We start from the raw sequence: 18,071 nt of genomic DNA, 5'->3' as shown, positions 1-18,071 counted from the left end.
CGAAGCGCGTTTCAGCCGCAGAGAGCGATCAAGGAGAGGCGTCTTGAGCGAGGGACATCGGGTTTCGAGTCGTAATCGGCTGGAGGAGTTCGCATCCACGCGATCGGCGGCGGAGTCGGCCTCGGGGCGCCTCGGGCCGGAGCTGCCGAAGACGAGGAATCGATCGATCTTCGAGTTGTATCAGGCGCTGTTTGCCCTGATGAAGGGGCATCGGCTGATGCTGGCGTTGACGCTGGCAACCTTAACGATCAGCACGAGCCTGAGGCTGATTCCGCCGGCGGCCACGAAGGTGGTGATCGACTACGTCTTGCTCGATCGCCCCTTGCCCGAGGCGGTGCCAAGTTGGCTCCCGGTGCCGCCCAGTGGCCTCGGGATGCTGACGGCGGTGGTGGTGGTCGTGTTTGCGGTGTCGATCGTCGGGGCCTTGCTCGGGCTCTGGGGGCGATGGCGGGCGACGGTCTTGACCAAGCAGATCCAGGTCAAGGTGCGGCGTCGGGTGTTCGAGCATGCGTCGAAGCTGCCGCTGCATCGGATCTATCAGCTCAAGTCTGGCGGACTGTCGAGCCTCTTACGCGAGGATGCCGGCGCGCCGGGCGAGATGGTCTTCAACATGATCTACAACCCCTGGCGGGCGGTGACGCAGCTCATCGGGGGGCTGGTGATCCTGGCCTGGATCGACTGGCGGTTCTTGCTCGGCGCGGCGTTCTTGATTCCGGTGGCGTACTGGGCCGACCGGCTCTGGAACCGGGTGTTGAGGCCGATTCATCGCCGATCGCGACGGCAGCGGCAGGAGATCGACGCCAAGAGCGCCGAGACGTTCGGCGGGATTCGCGTCGTGCGGGCCTTCGGGAGGCAGAAGACCGAGGCCACCCGGTTCGTCCGTGAGAGTCATTTCCTGACGCGGCTGGAGATGCTCGGCTGGTACCGGGCGAGGGCGTTCGACCTGTTCTGGGACCTGTTGATGCCGACAGCCTCGGGAATCTTGTTGCTCTACGGCGGCTGGCAGGTCTTGCAAGGGGCGCTCTCGCCGGGGGATCTGATGATGTTCCTGGTCTATCTGGCAATGCTGCTGGAGCCGATCGCCGTGCTGGCGTCGAACATGACGTCGTTGCAGAACAATCTCTCAGGGTTCGACCGGGTGCTTGATCTGCTGGCCGAACCGGCCGAGTTGCAAAGCCGTCCCGGGGCGATCGTCGTGCGGAAAGGAGAGGTGAGCGGTCGGATCACGATTGATCGGCTCCGGTTCCGCTATCCGGGGCACGAGGAGGAGGTGATCCGGGGGATCGATCTGGAGGTCGAGCCGGGAGAGACGATTGCCCTGGTCGGCCGGAGCGGAGCGGGCAAGACGACGCTCTGCAATCTGGTCGCGCGGTTCTACGACCCAACCAGCGGGGCGATTCGGCTCGACGGGATCGACCTGAGGGACATCGACCTGCAACGCTACCGGCGGTTGCTCGGGATCGTGGAACAGGACGTCTTCCTGTTCGACGGCACGGTGGGAGAGAACATCGCCTATGCGGATCGCCGCGCCTCGCGGCGGGCGATCGAGGAGGCGGCCGAGGCGGCCAATGCGGCGGCGTTCATCGAGGCGCTGCCGGACGGCTATGACACCTTGATCGGAGAACGAGGGGTTCGCCTGAGCGGGGGGCAACGGCAACGGCTGGCGATCGCCCGGGCGATTCTGGCCGATCCGGTCATTTTCATTCTCGACGAGGCGACGAGCAATCTCGACTCGGAGAGCGAGCGCCTGATTCAAGGGGCCCTGGCCGACCTGATGCGCAATCGGACCTCGTTTGTGATCGCCCACCGCTTAAGCACGATCCGCGACGCGGACCGGATTCTTGTGCTCGATGGAGGCGAAGTGGTCGAGTCGGGCAATCACTCCGCCTTGATGGGGTCAAGCGGGCTCTACCGCGATATGGTGGAGCTGCAACGCATGGAAGAAGGATTTTGAGCGTCCTCCTGAGGCAACACGATGTGATCTGAGCCTGGATCCGAGGAATCGGATCGTCGCCTCAGGGGGGGAATCGTTTGGAGGGGGTCGGTCGCTTCGAGCGCGAATCGATCACGCAGTTGAACGGACTCGGCCGGCGCGGGACGGGCAAAGAGATAGCCCTGTCCGGAATCGCAGCCGAATTGTTTCAGCATGGCGAGTTGCTCGGCCGTCTCGATCCCCTCAGCGACGACCCGGAAGCCGAGGATCTCGGCCATTGAGGTGATGGTTCGAACGATGGCGGTCTGACGGGCCGAGATGCCAAGATCCCGAATGAATGACTGATCGATCTTCAAGAGGTCGAAGGGGAATTCGTGGAGGCAGGCGAGTGAAGAATAGCCGGTGCCGAAGTCGTCGATCGCCAGAGAGAACCCGGCGGCTCGCAATTCGTTGAGGGTGGTTCGGGCGGCCATCAGGTCGTGCATCACGGCCCCCTCGGTGATCTCAATGTGGATGTCGGAGGGAAGCAGGCCGGCGGCACTGGTCGACTTCAGGAGCCGGCAGATCAGGTCAGGCACCAGCAGGTGCTGGCGAGCGAGATTCACACTGACGCCGGGGATGGACAGATTGGGATATTCGGCTCGCCAGCGGGCGACCTGTCGAAACGATCGCTCGATCATTCGCTCTCCCAGGGCGACGATCAAACCGCATTCCTCGGCCAGAGGGATGAACTCTTCCGGCGATATCGGGCCGAGCTCTGGGTGATTCCAGCGAGAGAGGACCTCGAAGCTCAGGATGCGTCCGGTCTGGAGGCAGACAATGGGTTGGTACACCAGATCGAGCTGATCGGCGGGGATGGCCTCGCGAAGGCCTTGCTCCAGTTGCATCCGCCGTCGAACGCGCCGCCGCATGGTTTCATCGAAGATGGCAAGGCTTCCCCGGCAGGAGGTCTTGGCCTCGTACATGGCGGTGTCGGCGTCTCGAAGCAAGTCCTCGGCCGCCTGGTAGTGCTCGTCGCCGAGGACGATCCCGATACTTGCGGTTGAATGCACGCGGTACGACTTGATGCGGTAGGGCTTGGCCAGCGCCCTGAGCAAGCGACGGGCCACAAGTTCCGCGTCGTCGGGGTGCTGAAGCCCTTCGAGCAAGACCACGAATTCATCGCCGCCGATCCGAGCTGCCGTGCCCGAGGAACAGGAGGCACGCAACACTCCGTCGGTATCGCGAAGATTTTCTCGAAGCCGGGAGGCAATGGCCTTGAGCAAGGCATCGCCGACCTCGTGGCCGAGGCTGTCGTTGACGATCTTGAAATGATCGAAGTCGAGGAAGAGCAAGGCGTAGTGAACCTCGGGGCGATCGCGATGCGCCTGAATGACCTTGCGAACCTGGGAGAGCAGTGCCGAGCGATTCGGAAGGCGCGTGAGGCGGTCACACCGGGCGGCCCGGTGGAGCTGTCGCTGGAGCATGACCCGATCGTGGACATCGCCGATTGATCCGGCGAATCGGATGGGAGCTCCCTGTTCGTCCCAGACCGCTTGGCCCCGTGATCGGAACCAGCGATAGTGGCCTGAAGCCGTTCTCAGACGAAACTCCACATCATAAGGAACTCGTTGGCGGAGATGATTTTCGGTCGCAATTGCGACCCGTTGAAGGTCGTCCGGATGAATTCCCTGGTGGAACCGATCGCGGACCGAGGTCCAGATGGTCTGGTCCTGTTTGAGCCCAATCATCCGTCGGAGTTGATCGGACAGGTAGATTGAATCGGCCCGGAGGTCCCAGTCCCAGATCCCTTCGTTCGAGCCGTCGACGGCCAGTGCGTAGCGATATTCGCTCTGGGCGAGCTGATCAACGTACTCGCGCTTGGTTTTTACGTAAAGATAGACCCAGATTCCGATGAAGAAACTGGCAAACATGGCCAGAACGCAGGCAATCAGCTGGGCGTTCCAGATGGCGGCCGACTGGGCTCGAAATTCCTTGATGTCCATGTCGACGCCGAGGACCGCTTCCAGCCGCCCCTGGTGTCGTATTGGGGTCCAAACGGAGATGAACGTGCCTCTGCGGTCGTGACTGGGCTCGGGGCTGACATACCAATTGACCGCCTGAATCCGTTGCAGGAGGTCGTCAGGAGCTTCGGGGTACAAGGTGCCCAAGAGGGGCTGATCGGGATGGCCATTCGGATCGAGAACGCCGGGAACTCCCGAGTCGAGCACATAGCGAAATCCCTCGGGAGAGGGACGAATCGTGTAGATGTAGCGAATGTCTCGGGCCGTGGAGAGGATGGCTCGAAGCGGCTGAATCAGAGCAAGGTATTCCGGACTGTTGTGCTGATCGGGATGAATCAGGCGGGCGTGTGCCTGGGGATCGATGTGCAAGGCAGCGATCCGAGCGAGGTCGAGTAGATTCGTATCGACCGAATTTCGGAAGGCATTTCGCGCCGTGGCGTAACAGGTCCAGGCGCAGGAGATGGAAATGACGAGGAAGAGGAGACCCGACAGAACCCCTTGCCTGATCGGAGATTGGCTAGAGAGATACAGGGTGAACCGGCGAAACAGGCTGCCATCGGAGGGAACGCTGAGTCGCTCGACCCATCGTCCTCGGTCGGCTCGGAGTGTCGAGGAGCTCGTCAGGTCGCGTCCCGCGGAATCGTCTCTGGGATGTGTTCCATTCACGCAACATTCCTCGAGGCAGGGGAACTGTCGGCTCCTGGGGCAGGGGGATTCGTTCAAGAGCCTGAAGTCCAAAGACAATCGTTGAAGACCTGGCGTGACTGCGGTCGCTCAGCGTCGAGCAAACCGGAACGGTGTTCCTGCCGAGTCCTTTGGGGAGGTGCGGTCACAGACGACAAGAAAGCTTCGAGCGCGTGAGGCTCGAGTTCGCACCTGGATGCTCCCAACGGTTACATAGGTCACATCCAGGCACTTGGCGCGCAATCGGACCTCGAATCCGGGACGATTGGCCCTCAATCCCGATGGTTGGGCAGGGCAGATCGGATCGCAACCAGCGGCGAGGCGGTGTAGACTCATCTCGAACGAGTCGTCGCAGGTCAGCGTCAGCGGGCGAGGCAACGAAGATGGGACGCGAGTCGGAACAGCGGGACCATCGGCGAGGCATTGCCCTTGTTGGCTACCGGGCGACCGGAAAATCGACGGTCGGGCGGATCGTCGCGGATCGGCTCGGATGGGCCTTCGAAGATGCGGACGATGCCCTGGAAGGCCGGATCGGCCAATCCATCGCCAGCCTCTTTGCCGAGCACGGGGAGGGGACCTTTCGCGATCTGGAAGAAGCCACCCTGGCCGAGCTGACGACGCGATCGAGGCTTGTGCTGGCCTCGGGGGGAGGGGCGGTCTTGCGGGAAGCCAATCGAACTGCGCTGCAGCGCTTCGGATTCGTCGCCTGGCTCTCGGCGAGGCCGGAAACCCTGGTCGATCGCCTCAGACGCGATCCGGCCAACCGCCCCGCCTTGACCTCCGCCGGACTGCTCGACGAGGTGGCCACGATGCTTCGACAACGCGAGGACCTGTACCGATCGGTCGCCGACGAGAGGATCGAGGTGGACGAACGATCGGCCGAGCAGGTGGCCGAGGCCGTCCTGGCCGCATGGTCCCGGATCGCTCCGGACAACACTTCACTGATCGATTCGCAGGACCCCACACCGTGATTTGGATGTTCCACGCGATCATGCTGCCGCTGGTCTTCGTCATCGGGGCCCTGGTCGGAAGCTTCGCGAATGTCTGTATCTACCGATTGCCCTGGGAAAAGAGTGTCATCTGGCCCCCCTCGTGCTGCCCGGGATGCCTGGGTTGGATTCGAGCCAGCGACAACGTGCCGATCCTCAGTGCGTTGTGGTTGAAACGCACCTGCCGATCGTGCGGGATCCCCTATTCCGGTCGTTATCTGGCGGTCGAGATTCTGGTCGCAGTGCTGTTCACGGGGATCTATGTCATCGAGCTGATGGCCGAACCGCAATTCATGCGCGAACCGGAATTGATGGAACGTCTGGCTCGGGTGGCCTATCACGCGAGCCTGGCGACGTTCCTCGTGGTCGCCACCTTCATCGATTACGACTACGAGATCATTCCCGACTCGGTCACGGTGACGGGAATGGTCGTCGGCCTGAGTGTTGGGACGATGATCCCGGGAATCCGGCCGGTGCCCGCCGGGGCCGAGACGGCAATTGGCGGGCTCGGCGTGGGCCTCCTTGGCCTGATCGTGGGAGCTGGGGTGATTTACGCGGTTCGAGTGCTGGGCTGGGTGCTCTTTCGCAAGGAGGCAATGGGCCTGGGGGATGTGACCCTGGTAGCGATGATCGGCAGTTTTCTCGGCTGGCATGTCACGCCGTTGACCCTGTTCCTCGGAGCAATCCTCGGCCTCGTTCACGGCTTGATCCGCCTCGCCACGATTCTTCGAGAACGCCTGACGGGACAATCGCCCCGATCGTCCGCCATTCCGTTCGGGCCTTACCTGAGCCTGGCGGCCTTGATTCTGATGCTCGGGTGGCGATGGCTCTGGCCGGAATGGCTGGCCGAGCTGTTCGAGGTCTATTCCGAGGTGGCTCGCTTCCTGCTCGGGGCCTTGCTCGGTCGGATCGTCGGGGGCTGACCGAACGACCGAGGGCGATTGATCCGGTCTTCGGGAATTCTCGACAAGGGAACCGGATCTGCGGCGAAGATCCGAGAACGGGATGACCGATCAGTCTCCAGGACGATGTTTAACACAGGAGCCCTCGGCCATGTCCACGCCTTACAAACGTCGCAAGCCGTCATTGATCCGCAACTTCTGGCTCTATCGCTACGTCATTGCCATTGCGTTCGTGCTGGGAGTCTTGCTCTGGTTCGTAGTCATCAACAATGCCCGAGTCGAGGTCTCGTTTCCGTTTGGAATGGGTTCGCTGAGTAGTTCGACCGGGATCATTATTCTGCTGAGCGCGATGGCAGGGTCCATGCTGACGATGATGGCAATGGGTGTGCTATATGCCCTCCGACGCCTCAAGGCGGGGGTGGAGTCGGCCGAATTTGAGAAAGACAGCGTGACGTTCGATGACGAGCTTCCCCCATCGGATTACGCCTCGAAGGCTCCCGAGGGTTTCGATCAGTCACCCTGGTCGGATCGAAGCTAAGCACCGTGCAAGGCAATGCTGGTCTGAGGGGGGGGAACTTCACCACCTTGAGGCCTGATCCCAGGGTTCCGCACGCGTCATTCATCGATCGAATACGCCATCGGCAAGGGATGGGGGAGGATAGTCGGGGGGAGCCCACCTCGATACCCGCCCCTTTTGGACTATCGCCTCGGAACCACCGACCCCAGGGCGCCGGACTCATGATCGTCTTGATTCGATACCGGCGGTGGAATGTCGCCTGGCTGGCCGCCTTGATCGCGCACGCCTCGCTGGGCTGCGCTGGCGGCAGCGGTGGGAATTTCGCCTTGAATCCGAGGCGGGTGGCGATTCGAGAGCAACTGAGCCGGCTCGAATTCCAGAATCAGCAATTGAAAGATGAACTCAAGGTTGCCCAGCAGGAATCGAAACGCCTGAACAACGACCTGCAACTGGCCGAGATCGACAATCGCGATCTGGAACGGCGGCTCGACAGTTTCCGAACGCAGCTGGGCCTGAGGGGATCCTCGGACGAGACGATTGATGTGGCTCGTCCTTTCCCGGACACCAATCGAGCCGAGTCGGGCACGACCCGGCCCGCGGCTCAGCCGCCGACCCGTGCCCCGTTCACTCGCATTCCGAACCCGTCGGCCATCGACGTTTCGCCGCCTCCAGGCCCTTCGGCCGAGGAATTCTACGGCATTCGTCGATCTCCTTCCTACGATCAGCAGACCCGACCGCAGATTGAGCCGCCACCGGTGCAGTATTTTGATCTGAGCCCTTCGGTTTCGGTGGGCCGAACGAATCTGGATGTCCGGTCTCGGGAAACGCAATCAAGCTGGTCGCCGATCTCGGTGGGTGGTTCGGCTCGCGTGGCGCGGTATTGATCGGGAGGTGTCGTCCCTCGGTCTCACTCCCCACATGACTGACCTTGATCGGTGGAATCGACGACGGAGTCGGCCGAATCAAGACAAGTGAGGGGCTCTCCTGGTAGAGTATGGTTCGTTTGGGATGCCAGAACGAGGTCGGGACGATACGGGACCGTCGGTGGATGATCGCGATTATCGACTACGGAATGGGCAACTTGCGGAGCGTTCAGAAGGCGATCGAGGCCGTCGGGCATGAGGCCGTGGTGTCGAGCGATCCGGACTTCGTGAGCAAGGCCGACAAGGTAATCTTGCCAGGCGTGGGTGCGTTCGAAGACGCAATGGCCGAGTTGAATCGAACCGGCCTGGGAGCCGCGTTCCGTGATCGTGTGGCGGCCGGAGCCCCCGCGCTGGGGGTTTGCCTCGGGTTGCAGCTGCTCTTTGACGAGAGCTTTGAGGACGGCCACCACCAGGGGCTCGGGCTGGTCTCGGGCAAGGTCGTTCGGTTCGAACCGAAGCCGGGCCTGAAGGTCCCCCACATGGGTTGGAACATCTTGCGCGTGCGTCGTCCCGCACCCTTGTTGAAGGGATTGCCGGAGGAGCCGTCGGTCTATTTCGTGCATTCCTACTACGTCGAGCCCAACGATCCGGCGGTCGTGGCTGCCGAGGCGGACTACCCGACCCCATTCACGGCGATGATCTGGAAAGACAACCTGATGGCTTGCCAGTTTCACCCGGAGAAGAGCCAGACCCTTGGGCTGGCGATGTATCGGAACTTCGCCGAGCTGTGATCCCGGGGCAGCGGTTCGTCTCCCGATCCGGATGAAGTCGAGGCGACGGGGCCTTGGTCCTTGCGGAGAGGTCCGGGGCGGGATATAGATGCAAAAGATGAAGTCCGGCCCAGTACAGGCCGGCCGAAGGGATTGAGACGCCGATGCAAGTCATCCCGGCCATTGATTTGAGAGGGGGCCGCTGTGTCCGCCTCGTTCAGGGAGATTACGACCGGGAGACGGTCTTCGGGGAAGATCCGGCGGCCATGGCCGAGCACTGGGTGGCTGAAGGGGCATCCCGGCTGCACCTGGTCGACCTCGACGGCGCGAAACTGGGCCGACCGGCCAACGTGGAGAGCGTCCGGGCGATCCTTGATCGTGTCGGTGTCCCGTGTCAATTGGGTGGCGGTGTCCGCGACGAAGCGACCCTGAAGGCCTGGCTCGACGCCGGGCTGGAGCGAGTGATCGTTGGCACGCAAGCCCTGAAAGACCCGGTCTGGTTCGCATCGATGGCCGAACGGTACCCCGACCGCCTGATCCTCGGCCTCGACGCCAAGGGGGGGCGAGTGGCGACCGCCGGCTGGCTCGACGTCTCCTCGGTGGAGGCGACGAGCCTGGCCGAAGGCTTCGATGCGCTGCCCCTGGCCGCGATCATCTACACCGACATCGCTCGGGACGGCATGCTCGAAGGGCCGAACCTTGAGGCCACCGGAGCCCTTGCCGATCGCCTGAAGACGCCGGTGATTGCCTCCGGAGGCGTCAGCACCCTGGAGGACCTGGAACGCCTGGCGACCCTGCCCGTTGCGGGCGTGATCGTTGGGCGGGCTCTGTACGACGGTCGTTTCCGGCTTGCTGAAGCTCGGGAACGTGCCGGCGACCGCTCTTAACTCCCTAGTGGCAGGAACCTTGGGTTTCTCTTGAGTTCCCGCAATTCGGGCCGAAGGCGATCGCCGGATCCTTTGCTTTTCCACATCCGGCGGGTCGAATCTCCAAAGCGACCCACCCCAAAGGGGGGGATAGCCATGGCATCGGGCTCGTATCACATCGAAGACATTCGCAATATCGCCCTGGCAGGACACGGGGCGTCGGCCAAGACCAGCCTCGCCGACGCCCTGCTTTTTGCGGCTGGACTGGCCCCCCGGCGCGGGTCGGTCGACGAAGGGACGAGCTTGCTCGACGTCGACGATGAAGAAAAGCGCCGGCATTTCTCGATCGATAGCCACCTGATCCACCTGGATTGGGAAGGCAAGCAGATTCACCTGATCGACTCTCCCGGCTACCCCGATTTCATCGGAAGCGCATTGGGGGCACTCTCGGCGGTCGAAAACGTGTTGATCACGGTGTCGGCGCCAGTCGGGATTGAGGTCAACACGCGTCGGTTGTTTTTGGAGGCCGGTCGGCTCGGCCGAGGGCGGTTCATCGCACTGACGAAGATGGACGCCGACAATGTCGATTATGTCAAGGACCTGGAATCGATCCGGGAGACGTTCGGGCCGGAGTGCGTGCCGTTCAACGTGCCGATCGGCGTCGGAGCCGACTTCAAGGGAGTTGTCGATGTGTTGAACCCCCCGGCCGAGGTGCCGGACGGGTGCGTCATGTCGCCGGACGAGGCCGCCCGGATTGTCATCGAGCAGATTGTCGATGAAGACGAGGAGTTGACCAATCGGTATCTCGAAGGAGAGTCGATTGCCATCGACGAGCTGCGCAAAGCGGCCCACGACGGCATCCTCCGAGGACACATCGTGCCGGTTGTCTGCCTTTGCAGCAAGAATGACATCGGCATCAAGGAACTGCTGGAACTGCTGGCAACCTGCGGCCTGAGCCCGGCGGACATCCACCGCTTCGGCTTCCCGGCCCAGCCGGGCTCCATCGAGGCTGACGCCTCGACCCCGCACGAGGACGGGGAAGAGGAAGTGGAAATCGACCCGAAGGAAGACGGCGATCTGGTCGCGCAGGTCTTCAAGACGGCGATCGACCCATTCATGGGCAAGCTCAGCTTCATGCGAATCATCTCCGGCAAGCTGACGCCGGACACCCCGCTGGTGAACCTCCGGACCGGGAAGGCCAACAAGCCAGGCCACCTCTACGTGGTCCAAGGCAAGCAGCACGAGGAGGTGAGCGAGGCGATTGCCGGCGACATCGTCGCGGTGGCAAAGTTCGAAGATCTTCATATCTCCGACACCGTGACCAACGGCGGAAACCATAGCGCTCCGCACGTGGTGCTCAAGCCGATCAACTTCCCGACCCCAATGGTCCCCCGGGCGGTCGAACCGAAGGCCCGCGAGGACGAGGCGAAGATTGCCGCCAGCCTGGCGAAGATCGCTGAGGAAGACCCAACCTTCACCTATCGCCGAGACGAGCAAACGCATGAACTGATTATCAACGGAATGAGCGACCTGCACCTTGACGTGATCTTGCAACGGCTGAAGAACCGCTACAAGCTTGACGTCGAGACGCACATTCCGCACGTGCCCTACCTGGAGACGATCGGCGGTGCCGCAGACGCAGACTACCGGCACAAGAAGCAGACCGGAGGCCGAGGTCAGTTTGCCGAGGTTCACCTCCGCATTCGTCCGCTCGAACGCGGCGAAGGGTTCAAGTTCGTCGATGCCGTCAAGGGGGGAGTCATTCCCAACAACTTTATCCCGGCCGTTGAGAAAGGGTGTCGGGAGCAGATGGAGAAGGGGGTGATCTCCGGGAATCGCGTGGTGGATGTTGAGGTGGAAGTCCACTTCGGAAAATATCACGATGTGGATAGCTCGGAAGCCGCCTTCAAGATTGCCTCGGCCTCGGCCTTCCGCAAGGCGTTTGAACAGGCCAGACCCGCGCTGCTGGAGCCAGTCGTTTCGATGGAAGTGACTGTGCCCGGCGAGAAGTTTGGCGACGTCTCGGCCGACCTTTCGACCCGTCGAGGACATATTACCGGGATGGACGCCTTGCCGGGCGGCCTTCAGATCATCAAGGCGACCGTCCCGCTGGCCGAGGTGCTCTCGTACTCATCGACGCTCAAGAGCATGACGGGCGGACAAGGGTCGTACGTCCTCGAATTCCACTCGTATCAACCTGTACCGGCACACGTGCAGCAGCAAATCGTTGACAAGTACCAGAAGAGCCGTGCTGGAGTGGAGGAGGAGTGATCGCTCTCTCCCGATTGATTTAAACCTGAGGCACAATTCGAAGGCCGGGCGAGCGATGACTCGTCCGGCCTTCGACGAAGAACGACTCAGCCGTCGGGGTTGGCCAGCAGTTCGGCGAGCCGGTCGGCCAGCGGAGGTGGGAGCCGATCGAGCCAGGTGACATCGACGAGGCCGACATCGATCAGATCCCGAACGTGTACCCGGTCCTTATCTCGGAAGGACGTGAGCTTCATCTGGACCAGGGCGTCGAGTTGAAGCACACGGAAGCCGGGGGCGTCGTCCGCAAGGGACACATCGGGGGCAGGCAGGGCGTAATCGGCGCGGATCTTCTCGCCCGCGAAGACGATGTGGAGGGCGTCGCGTGCCTTGGCGCCGGGTCCGTCCAGGAACATGTCGATGCCGGAACTGTGACGGTAGACAAAGCCAACCTCGGCGAGTGCGACCTTCGCGGCGTCGAGGTCGGATCGGGCGAGCAGCAGATCGACATCCTGGGTGTTGCGGACGGCTGCCTCATCCACCCGAGACACCCACGCCGCCACGGCATTGCCGCCAACGACGGCATAGGGAATCCCCGCGCGATCCAGGGCCGAAGCCGCTCGATGAAGTCGCTCTCGAACCTTCTCCACGGCTCGGATCATCCGGTCCCAGGAAACAGGAGGTAGGGTCATGGGGACGGACCTCCGTCGGGGTCAATCCGGGTCGTACGCCAGGTTAGGTGCGAGCCAGCGTTCGGCCGCGGCGAGGGTCATCCCCTTGCGTCGGGCGTAGTCCTCGACCTGGTCTCGGGTGATCATGTCGACGGCGAAGTAGCGGGCCTCGGGATGAGCAAAATAGAGGCCGGAGACTGAGGCAGCGGGCCACATGGCGAAACTCTCGGTCAGACGAATTCCGGTGGCGGCCTCGACGTCGAGCAGTTTCCAGAGCGTGCCCTTCTCGGTGTGGTCAGGGCATGCCGGATAGCCGGGCGCAGGACGGATGCCGCGGTACTTCTCGTCGATCAGGTCGTCGTTCGAAAGGTGCTCGGACCGGCCGAAGCCCCAGTCGATTCGGGCCTGTCGGTGGAGCGATTCGGCAAAGGCCTCGGCGAAGCGATCGGCGAGGGCCTTGACCATGATGGCGTTGTAGTCGTCGTGGTCGGCCTCGAAGCGAGAGACAATCGGGTCGATCCCGAGGCCGGCGGTGACGGCAAAGGCTCCAATCGCATCCAACCGACCCGACTCGATCGGGGCGATGTAGTCGGCCAGTGAGCGGAAATGCTCCTGCCCCTGGCGCTGCCATTGCTGGCGGAGGCAATGGAACCGGAACACTTCGGCAGATCGCTGTTCATCCGAATAGATGATAATGTCATCTCCTTCGGAATTGGCAGGGAAGAAGCCGTAGACGGCTCGGGCCTTGAGCTCACCGTTCTTGATCAGTTCGGCGAGCATGGCCTGTGCCTTGTCGAATAGGTCGCGGGCCTCCGAGCCAACATAAGGATCTTCGAAGATCTTCGGATATTTCCCTTTGAGCTCCCAGGTGGAGAAGAAAGGGGACCAGTCGATGAATGGGACCAGGTCGGCCAGCGGCATCTCCTCGATGATCTTTTGGCCGAAGAATTCCGGGCGGGGAAGGTCGACGGCCGCCCAGTCAGTCGGGAAGCGGCGGCGGAGGGCCTCGGCGTAAGGGACGAGGTTCCGTTCGCGACGCTTGGTGAAAGATTGCCGTTCCTGTTCCTGGGCGGCCTGAATCTGATCGACGTATTCCTTGCGAGATTCGTCCTTACGACTGAGACGCTCAACGACCCCGACGGATCGGGAGGCGTCCTTGACGTGAACGACCGGGTTGTTATAAGCCGGGGCAATCTTGACGGCCGTATGCTTTGGGCTGGTCGTCGCGCCGCCAATTAACAAGGGGATGGTGAACCCCTCGCGCTGCATTTCCTTGGCGACGTGGACCATCTCGTCGAGTGAGGGGGTAATCAGGCCGGAGAGGCCGATCACGTCCACACCATGTTTCTTAGCTTCAGCAAGAATCTTTTCACTCGGGCACATGACGCCGAGGTCGATCACCTCGTAATCGTTGCAGCCGAGGACGACGCCGACGATGTTCTTTCCGATGTCGTGGACGTCCCCTTTCACCGTCGCCATGAGAATCTTGCCGCGGACCTGCACCCCTCCGGCGAGGCGTTTTTCCTCCTCCATGAAGGGGGTGAGATACGCCACGGCCTTTTTCATCACACGGGCCGACTTGACGACCTGAGGCAGGAACATCTTGCCGGCGCCGAACAGGTCGCCGACGACGTTCATGCCATCCATCAAAGGGCCTTCAATGACCTTCAAAGGGGAGCCGAGGTGCTGGCGGGCCTCCTCGGCGTCTTCCTCAATAAAATCAACAATGCCTTTAATCAAGGCATGTTCGATCCGCTTGGCGACCGAGGCCTCGCGCCAGGAAAGATCCTGGGCAGCCGTCTTCTTTCCGGCATCCTTGACCGACTCGGCGAATTCGGTGAGGCGGTCGGCGGCGTCGGGGTGCCGGTTAAGAAGAACGTCCTCGACCTTCTCGCGGAGTTCGGGGGCAATTTCCTCGTAGACTTCGAGCTGGCTGGGATTGACGATCCCCATGTCGAGCCCGGCGCGAATGGCATGGTAGAGGAAGGCGGCGTTCATCGCCTCGCGGACGGTATTGTTGCCTCGGTAGGAGAAGGAGACGTTGGAGACGCCGCCGGAGGTCTTGGCCAGGGGGAGACGCTGTTTCAGTTCGCGGACGGCCTCGATGAACTCGACTGCGTAGTTGTTGTGCTCCTCGATCCCCGTGCCAACGGTGAGGATGTTGGTATCGAAGATGATATCTTCAGGGGGAAATCCGACCTCTTCGGTCAGAAGCGCGTAGGCCCGTTCGCAGATGGCGACCTTGTTCTCCTTGTCGACGGCCTGGCCGGTTTCGTCGAAGGCCATGACGACAACGGCCGCGCCGAAGCGTCGGACGATCCGAGCCTGTTCGAGGAATTTCTCCTCCCCTTCCTTCAGGCTGATCGAGTTGACGATCGCCTTGCCCTGGCAGCAGCGGAGTCCGGCCTCGATGACCTTGAAGTCGGAGCTGTCGATCATCACCGGGATGCGGGCGATGTCGGGCTCAGCGGCCAGGAGGTTGAGGAATCGGGCCATGGCCTTTGGGCCGTCGATCAGCCCTTCGTCCATGTTCACGTCGAGGATGTTCGCGCCGCCCTCGACCTGTTCCCGGGCGACGGCGAGGGCCTCGTCGTAGTTTTCCTCTCGAATGAGACGGGCGAACTTGCGGGAGCCGGTGATGTTCGTCCGCTCGCCGATCATGATGAATCCGCTGTCGGGGCGGATCGTCAACGGTTCCTGACCGGAGAGGCTCGTCCAGTGCTTTGATTTGGGACGAACGCGGGGCTTGGCCCCTTCGACGGCCAGGGCGATCTGACGGATGTATTCCGGGGTCGTGCCGCAGCAGCCGCCGATGATGTTCAGCCAGCCATTGCGGGCGAATTCGCCGATGACCTCGGCCATGTGCTCGGGGGGGTCGTCGAAGTTGCCGAAGCCGTCGGGCATTCCGGCGTTCGGGTGCGAGCTGACATAACAGGTGGCGACGTTGGCCAGGGCTTCAAGGTGCGGTCGCAGTTCATCGGCACCAAGGGCGCAGTTGATCCCGACCGAGAGAAGATCCATGTGCGAGACGGAGTGCCAGAAGGCCTCGATCGTCTGCCCTGAGAGGGTGCGACCGCTCTTATCGGTGATCGTCCCTGAGACCATCACCGGCAGACGGATGCCGTGACGTTCGAAGTACTGGTCGATGGCGTACAGGCACGCCTTCATGTTCAGCGTGTCGAAGCTCGTTTCGGGGAAGAGGATGTCGACCCCGCCCGCGATCAGCCCCTCGACGGCCTCGGTGTAGGCGTCAACAAGCTGGTCGAAGGTCACGCCTCGGTAGCCCGGATCTTCGACCTTTGGGGAGATGGAAGCGGTTTTGTCGGTCGGTCCGAGCGAGCCAGCGACGAAGCGGGGCTTGTCGGGGTTCAGGGCCGTGACCTCGTCGGCGACGCGGCGAGCGAGTTCGGCGGCCGCGCGGTTGATCTCGACGCAGTGATCCTGGAGCCCGTAGTTCTCCATCGTCAGACGGTTAGCGACGAAGGTATTCGTCTCGATGATGTCGGCCCCGGCGTCGAGATAGGCGCGATGGATCGCGGCGATGACGTCGGGACGGGTGATCGAGAGCAGATCGTTGCAGCCCTTCAGATCCTTCGGATGGTCGCGGAAGCGCTCGCCCCGGAAGTCCTCCTCCGTCAAGGAGTAGGTCTGGATCATGGTTCCCATTGCGCCGTCGAGCACCAGGACGCGCTGGGCGAGCAGTTCTTCCAGGATGGCTTTGGTGTCGATACGCTCGGCATGGGACATCGTGAGATCGATCCTCGGGGCAGGGGGACGCGGGCCAGTTGCAAACAGGCGGAGGCGGAGGGAAAGGCCCGTTCTGATCGTCACCGTGAGAGACGAGGGGGCCACCGGGGACATCTCAGCACGAGGCAAAACCTGCGTGAGAGACACCTCGGCCTGACCGGAGTTCAGGGCGGCAGGCGTTTCGTTCCTGTAAAACACCTTAGTATCCGACCTGGGCCGCTGGGCTGTCAACGCAAGGTCAGGCCCGCGAGGTTTGCGAGCGACAGCACGACCGCAAGCAGAACGCCCCAGAAAAACATCTGAAGCAGGGGCCCCGGGCCTCGAAACCGGCGGGGGCGACCCTCGACAATCCGCAACGCGACAGTCGGGCAGACGTGGTGTTTCCATCGTCCAAGTCGGCCCGACCGGCCGCAATCGAGGCAGTGATAACGAAAGAGCCTTGGGAGAACAATGACCGCCAAAGCCGGAAGCACGACGAAGGCCAGGAACAGAGCAGGGGGATCGGTCCGAATCACCAACACCTGGCGGAACGCGGCGACCCAGAGCCCGATCCCAAGGAACCCGAGAAACGGGTTCGCCAGGATGCGCCGGTAAGAACCGGGATGCACGACTCTCGGCAAGGACCGATCGGACAGGTGTGGGCGAAATTCTGGATCGAGGGTCGGCGGTGGGGGTGCGGCTTGCTCCACGAACGCGACTCCCCTGCGCTCGATGGCCTGCGATCGGTCAACGGTCGATTCGGAGATCAATCGAAGGGATGGGACGGCTTGCTGCATAACCACTTTACAAGGCGGGTGTCGTGACGGACAATCAGGACTTCTCGATTCGGTGACAGCAACGGTACATGTGTCGAGGGCTCAGCGTGGTGCATGAGGAAGCGATCCGCAAGGCCGACGTCTTGATTGAGGCATTGGGCTACATCCGCAAGTTCCATAACCGGTTCACCGTCATCAAGTTGGGCGGATCGGTGATGGAGGAGCCGGAGACGTTGCGAGCCTTGCTGGTCGATGTGGTCTTCATGCAAACCGTCGGCTTGCGTCCGGTGGTGGTGCATGGCGGCGGCAAGGCGATCTCAGCAGCGATGCAAAAGGCGGGCCTGGAACCGAAGTTCGTTCAAGGGCGGCGATACACCGACGAGGCCACGCTGGGGATCGTCGCCGACGTGCTGATCGATGGCGTCAATGCCGACACCGTGCGCCACATCAACAAATACGGTGGCCGGGCCGCGGCATTACACCCCCGGACAACCTGCTGTCTGCTTGGGACTCGAATGAGCCTCAGCGGCGACGATCAGGCCCCGATCGACCTGGGGCGGGTGGGCGAGGTCGTGGACGTCGACACCATGACCATCGAGAACCTTTGCCTGGCCGGGATTGTGCCGGTCTTGCCCTCGCTGGCCATTTGCCAGGAGGATCACGGTCTCTTGAATGTCAACGCCGACACCGCCGCGGCAGCCGTCGCCCGGCATCTGAAGGCCGAGAAACTGGTGTTTCTGACCGACATGCCAGGCATTTTGCGTGATCGAAACGATCCGGACAGCCTGATCGAAGGGCTCACGCCTGACGGTTGCCGTACGTTGATTGAACAGGGGATCATTGATCGAGGGATGATTCCGAAGGTCGACGCGTGCCTGGAAAGCCTGGAAGCAGGGGTGCGCAAGGTCCACATCATCGACGGGCGCTTGCCGCACGCTTTGCTCCTCGAAATTTTCACCGACCGAGGAATCGGGACCGAGATTGCCTCGGCAGGAGCCAGCCGTCGAGTTCCGTTGGCAACCGCCTCGGCCCGATAGTTCAGCTTGCCTCGTGGTCAACCCAGAATCGGACCGAGGCGAACCTCACCGCCCGATTCCTCGTCCGCTCGTTGGTGCGAGCTGTTT

At 62.3% G+C, this 18,071-nt stretch carries 13 protein-coding genes; 9 read left to right on the top strand and 4 right to left on the bottom strand.

Annotated elements, in window-relative coordinates; all coding sequences use genetic code 11:
* Positions 1-43 precede the first annotated feature (43 nt).
* Positions 44-1,954, top strand: a complete 1,911-nt coding sequence (locus HG800_RS20230; protein ID WP_235963822.1) for an ABC transporter ATP-binding protein — start codon at positions 44-46, stop codon at positions 1,952-1,954.
* On the opposite strand, the gene HG800_RS20225 is transcribed toward HG800_RS20230, so the two are convergent.
* On the bottom strand, positions 1,909-4,602 hold the full coding sequence (locus HG800_RS20225; protein ID WP_169978874.1) for a putative bifunctional diguanylate cyclase/phosphodiesterase: 2,694 nt from the start codon (positions 4,600-4,602) through the stop codon (positions 1,909-1,911). The genes HG800_RS20230 and HG800_RS20225 overlap by 46 nt on opposite strands.
* A gap of 401 nt (positions 4,603-5,003) precedes the next feature.
* Between HG800_RS20225 and HG800_RS20220 the strand changes: the two genes are divergently transcribed.
* The 7 genes from HG800_RS20220 to fusA all read left to right on the top strand — a co-directional run bounded on the left by HG800_RS20220 (position 5,004) and on the right by fusA (position 11,798).
* Positions 5,004-5,591 carry a shikimate kinase gene (locus HG800_RS20220; protein ID WP_169978872.1) on the top strand — a complete coding sequence of 196 codons (588 nt, stop codon included), beginning with the start codon at positions 5,004-5,006 and terminating at the stop codon, positions 5,589-5,591.
* Between the two features lie 5 nt (positions 5,592-5,596).
* Positions 5,597-6,532, top strand: coding sequence for a prepilin peptidase (locus HG800_RS20215; protein WP_169978900.1), 936 nt, complete (start codon positions 5,597-5,599; stop codon positions 6,530-6,532).
* Between the two features lie 130 nt (positions 6,533-6,662).
* Entirely contained in the window at positions 6,663-7,049 is a 387-nt protein-coding gene (locus tag HG800_RS20210; protein WP_169978870.1) for a DUF1049 domain-containing protein, read from the top strand.
* A 200-nt stretch (positions 7,050-7,249) separates the two neighbouring features.
* On the top strand, positions 7,250-7,912 hold the full coding sequence (locus HG800_RS20205) for a hypothetical protein (protein WP_169978868.1): 663 nt from the start codon (positions 7,250-7,252) through the stop codon (positions 7,910-7,912).
* A gap of 164 nt (positions 7,913-8,076) precedes the next feature.
* Positions 8,077-8,682, top strand: a complete 606-nt coding sequence (hisH, locus tag HG800_RS20200; protein ID WP_169978866.1) for an imidazole glycerol phosphate synthase subunit HisH — start codon at positions 8,077-8,079, stop codon at positions 8,680-8,682.
* A gap of 143 nt (positions 8,683-8,825) precedes the next feature.
* Complete coding sequence (gene hisA / locus HG800_RS20195; RefSeq protein ID WP_169978864.1) at positions 8,826-9,548, top strand: 1-(5-phosphoribosyl)-5-[(5-phosphoribosylamino)methylideneamino]imidazole-4-carboxamide isomerase; 723 nt, start codon at positions 8,826-8,828, stop codon at positions 9,546-9,548.
* Positions 9,549-9,683: 135 nt separating this feature from the next.
* Entirely contained in the window at positions 9,684-11,798 is a 2,115-nt protein-coding gene (gene fusA, locus HG800_RS20190) for an elongation factor G (protein ID WP_169978861.1), read from the top strand.
* Positions 11,799-11,884: 86 nt separating this feature from the next.
* Here fusA and HG800_RS20185 read toward each other — a convergent pair whose 3' ends face one another.
* The 3 genes from HG800_RS20185 to HG800_RS20175 form a co-directional block, all read right to left on the bottom strand.
* Complete coding sequence (locus HG800_RS20185) at positions 11,885-12,466, bottom strand: hypothetical protein (RefSeq protein ID WP_169978859.1); 582 nt, start codon at positions 12,464-12,466, stop codon at positions 11,885-11,887.
* A gap of 21 nt (positions 12,467-12,487) precedes the next feature.
* Positions 12,488-16,192, bottom strand: coding sequence for a methionine synthase (gene metH, locus HG800_RS20180; protein ID WP_169978857.1), 3,705 nt, complete (start codon positions 16,190-16,192; stop codon positions 12,488-12,490).
* 227 nt (positions 16,193-16,419) lie between these two features.
* Complete coding sequence (locus tag HG800_RS20175; RefSeq protein WP_169978855.1) at positions 16,420-16,881, bottom strand: hypothetical protein; 462 nt, start codon at positions 16,879-16,881, stop codon at positions 16,420-16,422.
* Between the two features lie 155 nt (positions 16,882-17,036).
* Here HG800_RS20175 and argB point away from each other — a divergent pair, with 155 nt between their 5' ends.
* Entirely contained in the window at positions 17,037-17,984 is a 948-nt protein-coding gene (gene argB / locus HG800_RS20170; protein ID WP_169978853.1) for an acetylglutamate kinase, read from the top strand.
* Positions 17,985-18,071 lie beyond the last annotated feature (87 nt).

The organism is Tautonia rosea (assembly GCF_012958305.1).
Classification (GTDB): Bacteria; Planctomycetota; Planctomycetia; order Isosphaerales; family Isosphaeraceae; genus Tautonia; species Tautonia rosea.
Note: the sequence above shows the minus strand (reverse complement) of the source record. Positions and strands in the feature narration are given on the sequence as shown.

Bases quoted from the DNA above. Each gene is read 5' to 3' on its own strand.
- HG800_RS20220 (WP_169978872.1), top strand. From the start codon at position 5,004: ATGGGACGCGAGTCGGAACAGCGGGACCATCGGCGAGGCATTGCCCTT.
- HG800_RS20215 (WP_169978900.1), top strand. From the start codon at position 5,597: ATGTTCCACGCGATCATGCTGCCGCTGGTCTTCGTCATCGGGGCCCTG.
- HG800_RS20210 (WP_169978870.1), top strand. From the start codon at position 6,663: ATGTCCACGCCTTACAAACGTCGCAAGCCGTCATTGATCCGCAACTTC.
- HG800_RS20205 (WP_169978868.1), top strand. From the start codon at position 7,250: ATGATCGTCTTGATTCGATACCGGCGGTGGAATGTCGCCTGGCTGGCC.
- hisH (WP_169978866.1), top strand. From the start codon at position 8,077: ATGATCGCGATTATCGACTACGGAATGGGCAACTTGCGGAGCGTTCAG.
- hisA (WP_169978864.1), top strand. From the start codon at position 8,826: ATGCAAGTCATCCCGGCCATTGATTTGAGAGGGGGCCGCTGTGTCCGC.
- fusA (WP_169978861.1), top strand. From the start codon at position 9,684: ATGGCATCGGGCTCGTATCACATCGAAGACATTCGCAATATCGCCCTG.
- HG800_RS20185 (WP_169978859.1), bottom strand. From the start codon at position 12,466: ATGACCCTACCTCCTGTTTCCTGGGACCGGATGATCCGAGCCGTGGAG.
- metH (WP_169978857.1), bottom strand. From the start codon at position 16,192: ATGTCCCATGCCGAGCGTATCGACACCAAAGCCATCCTGGAAGAACTG.
- argB (WP_169978853.1), top strand. From the start codon at position 17,037: ATGTGTCGAGGGCTCAGCGTGGTGCATGAGGAAGCGATCCGCAAGGCC.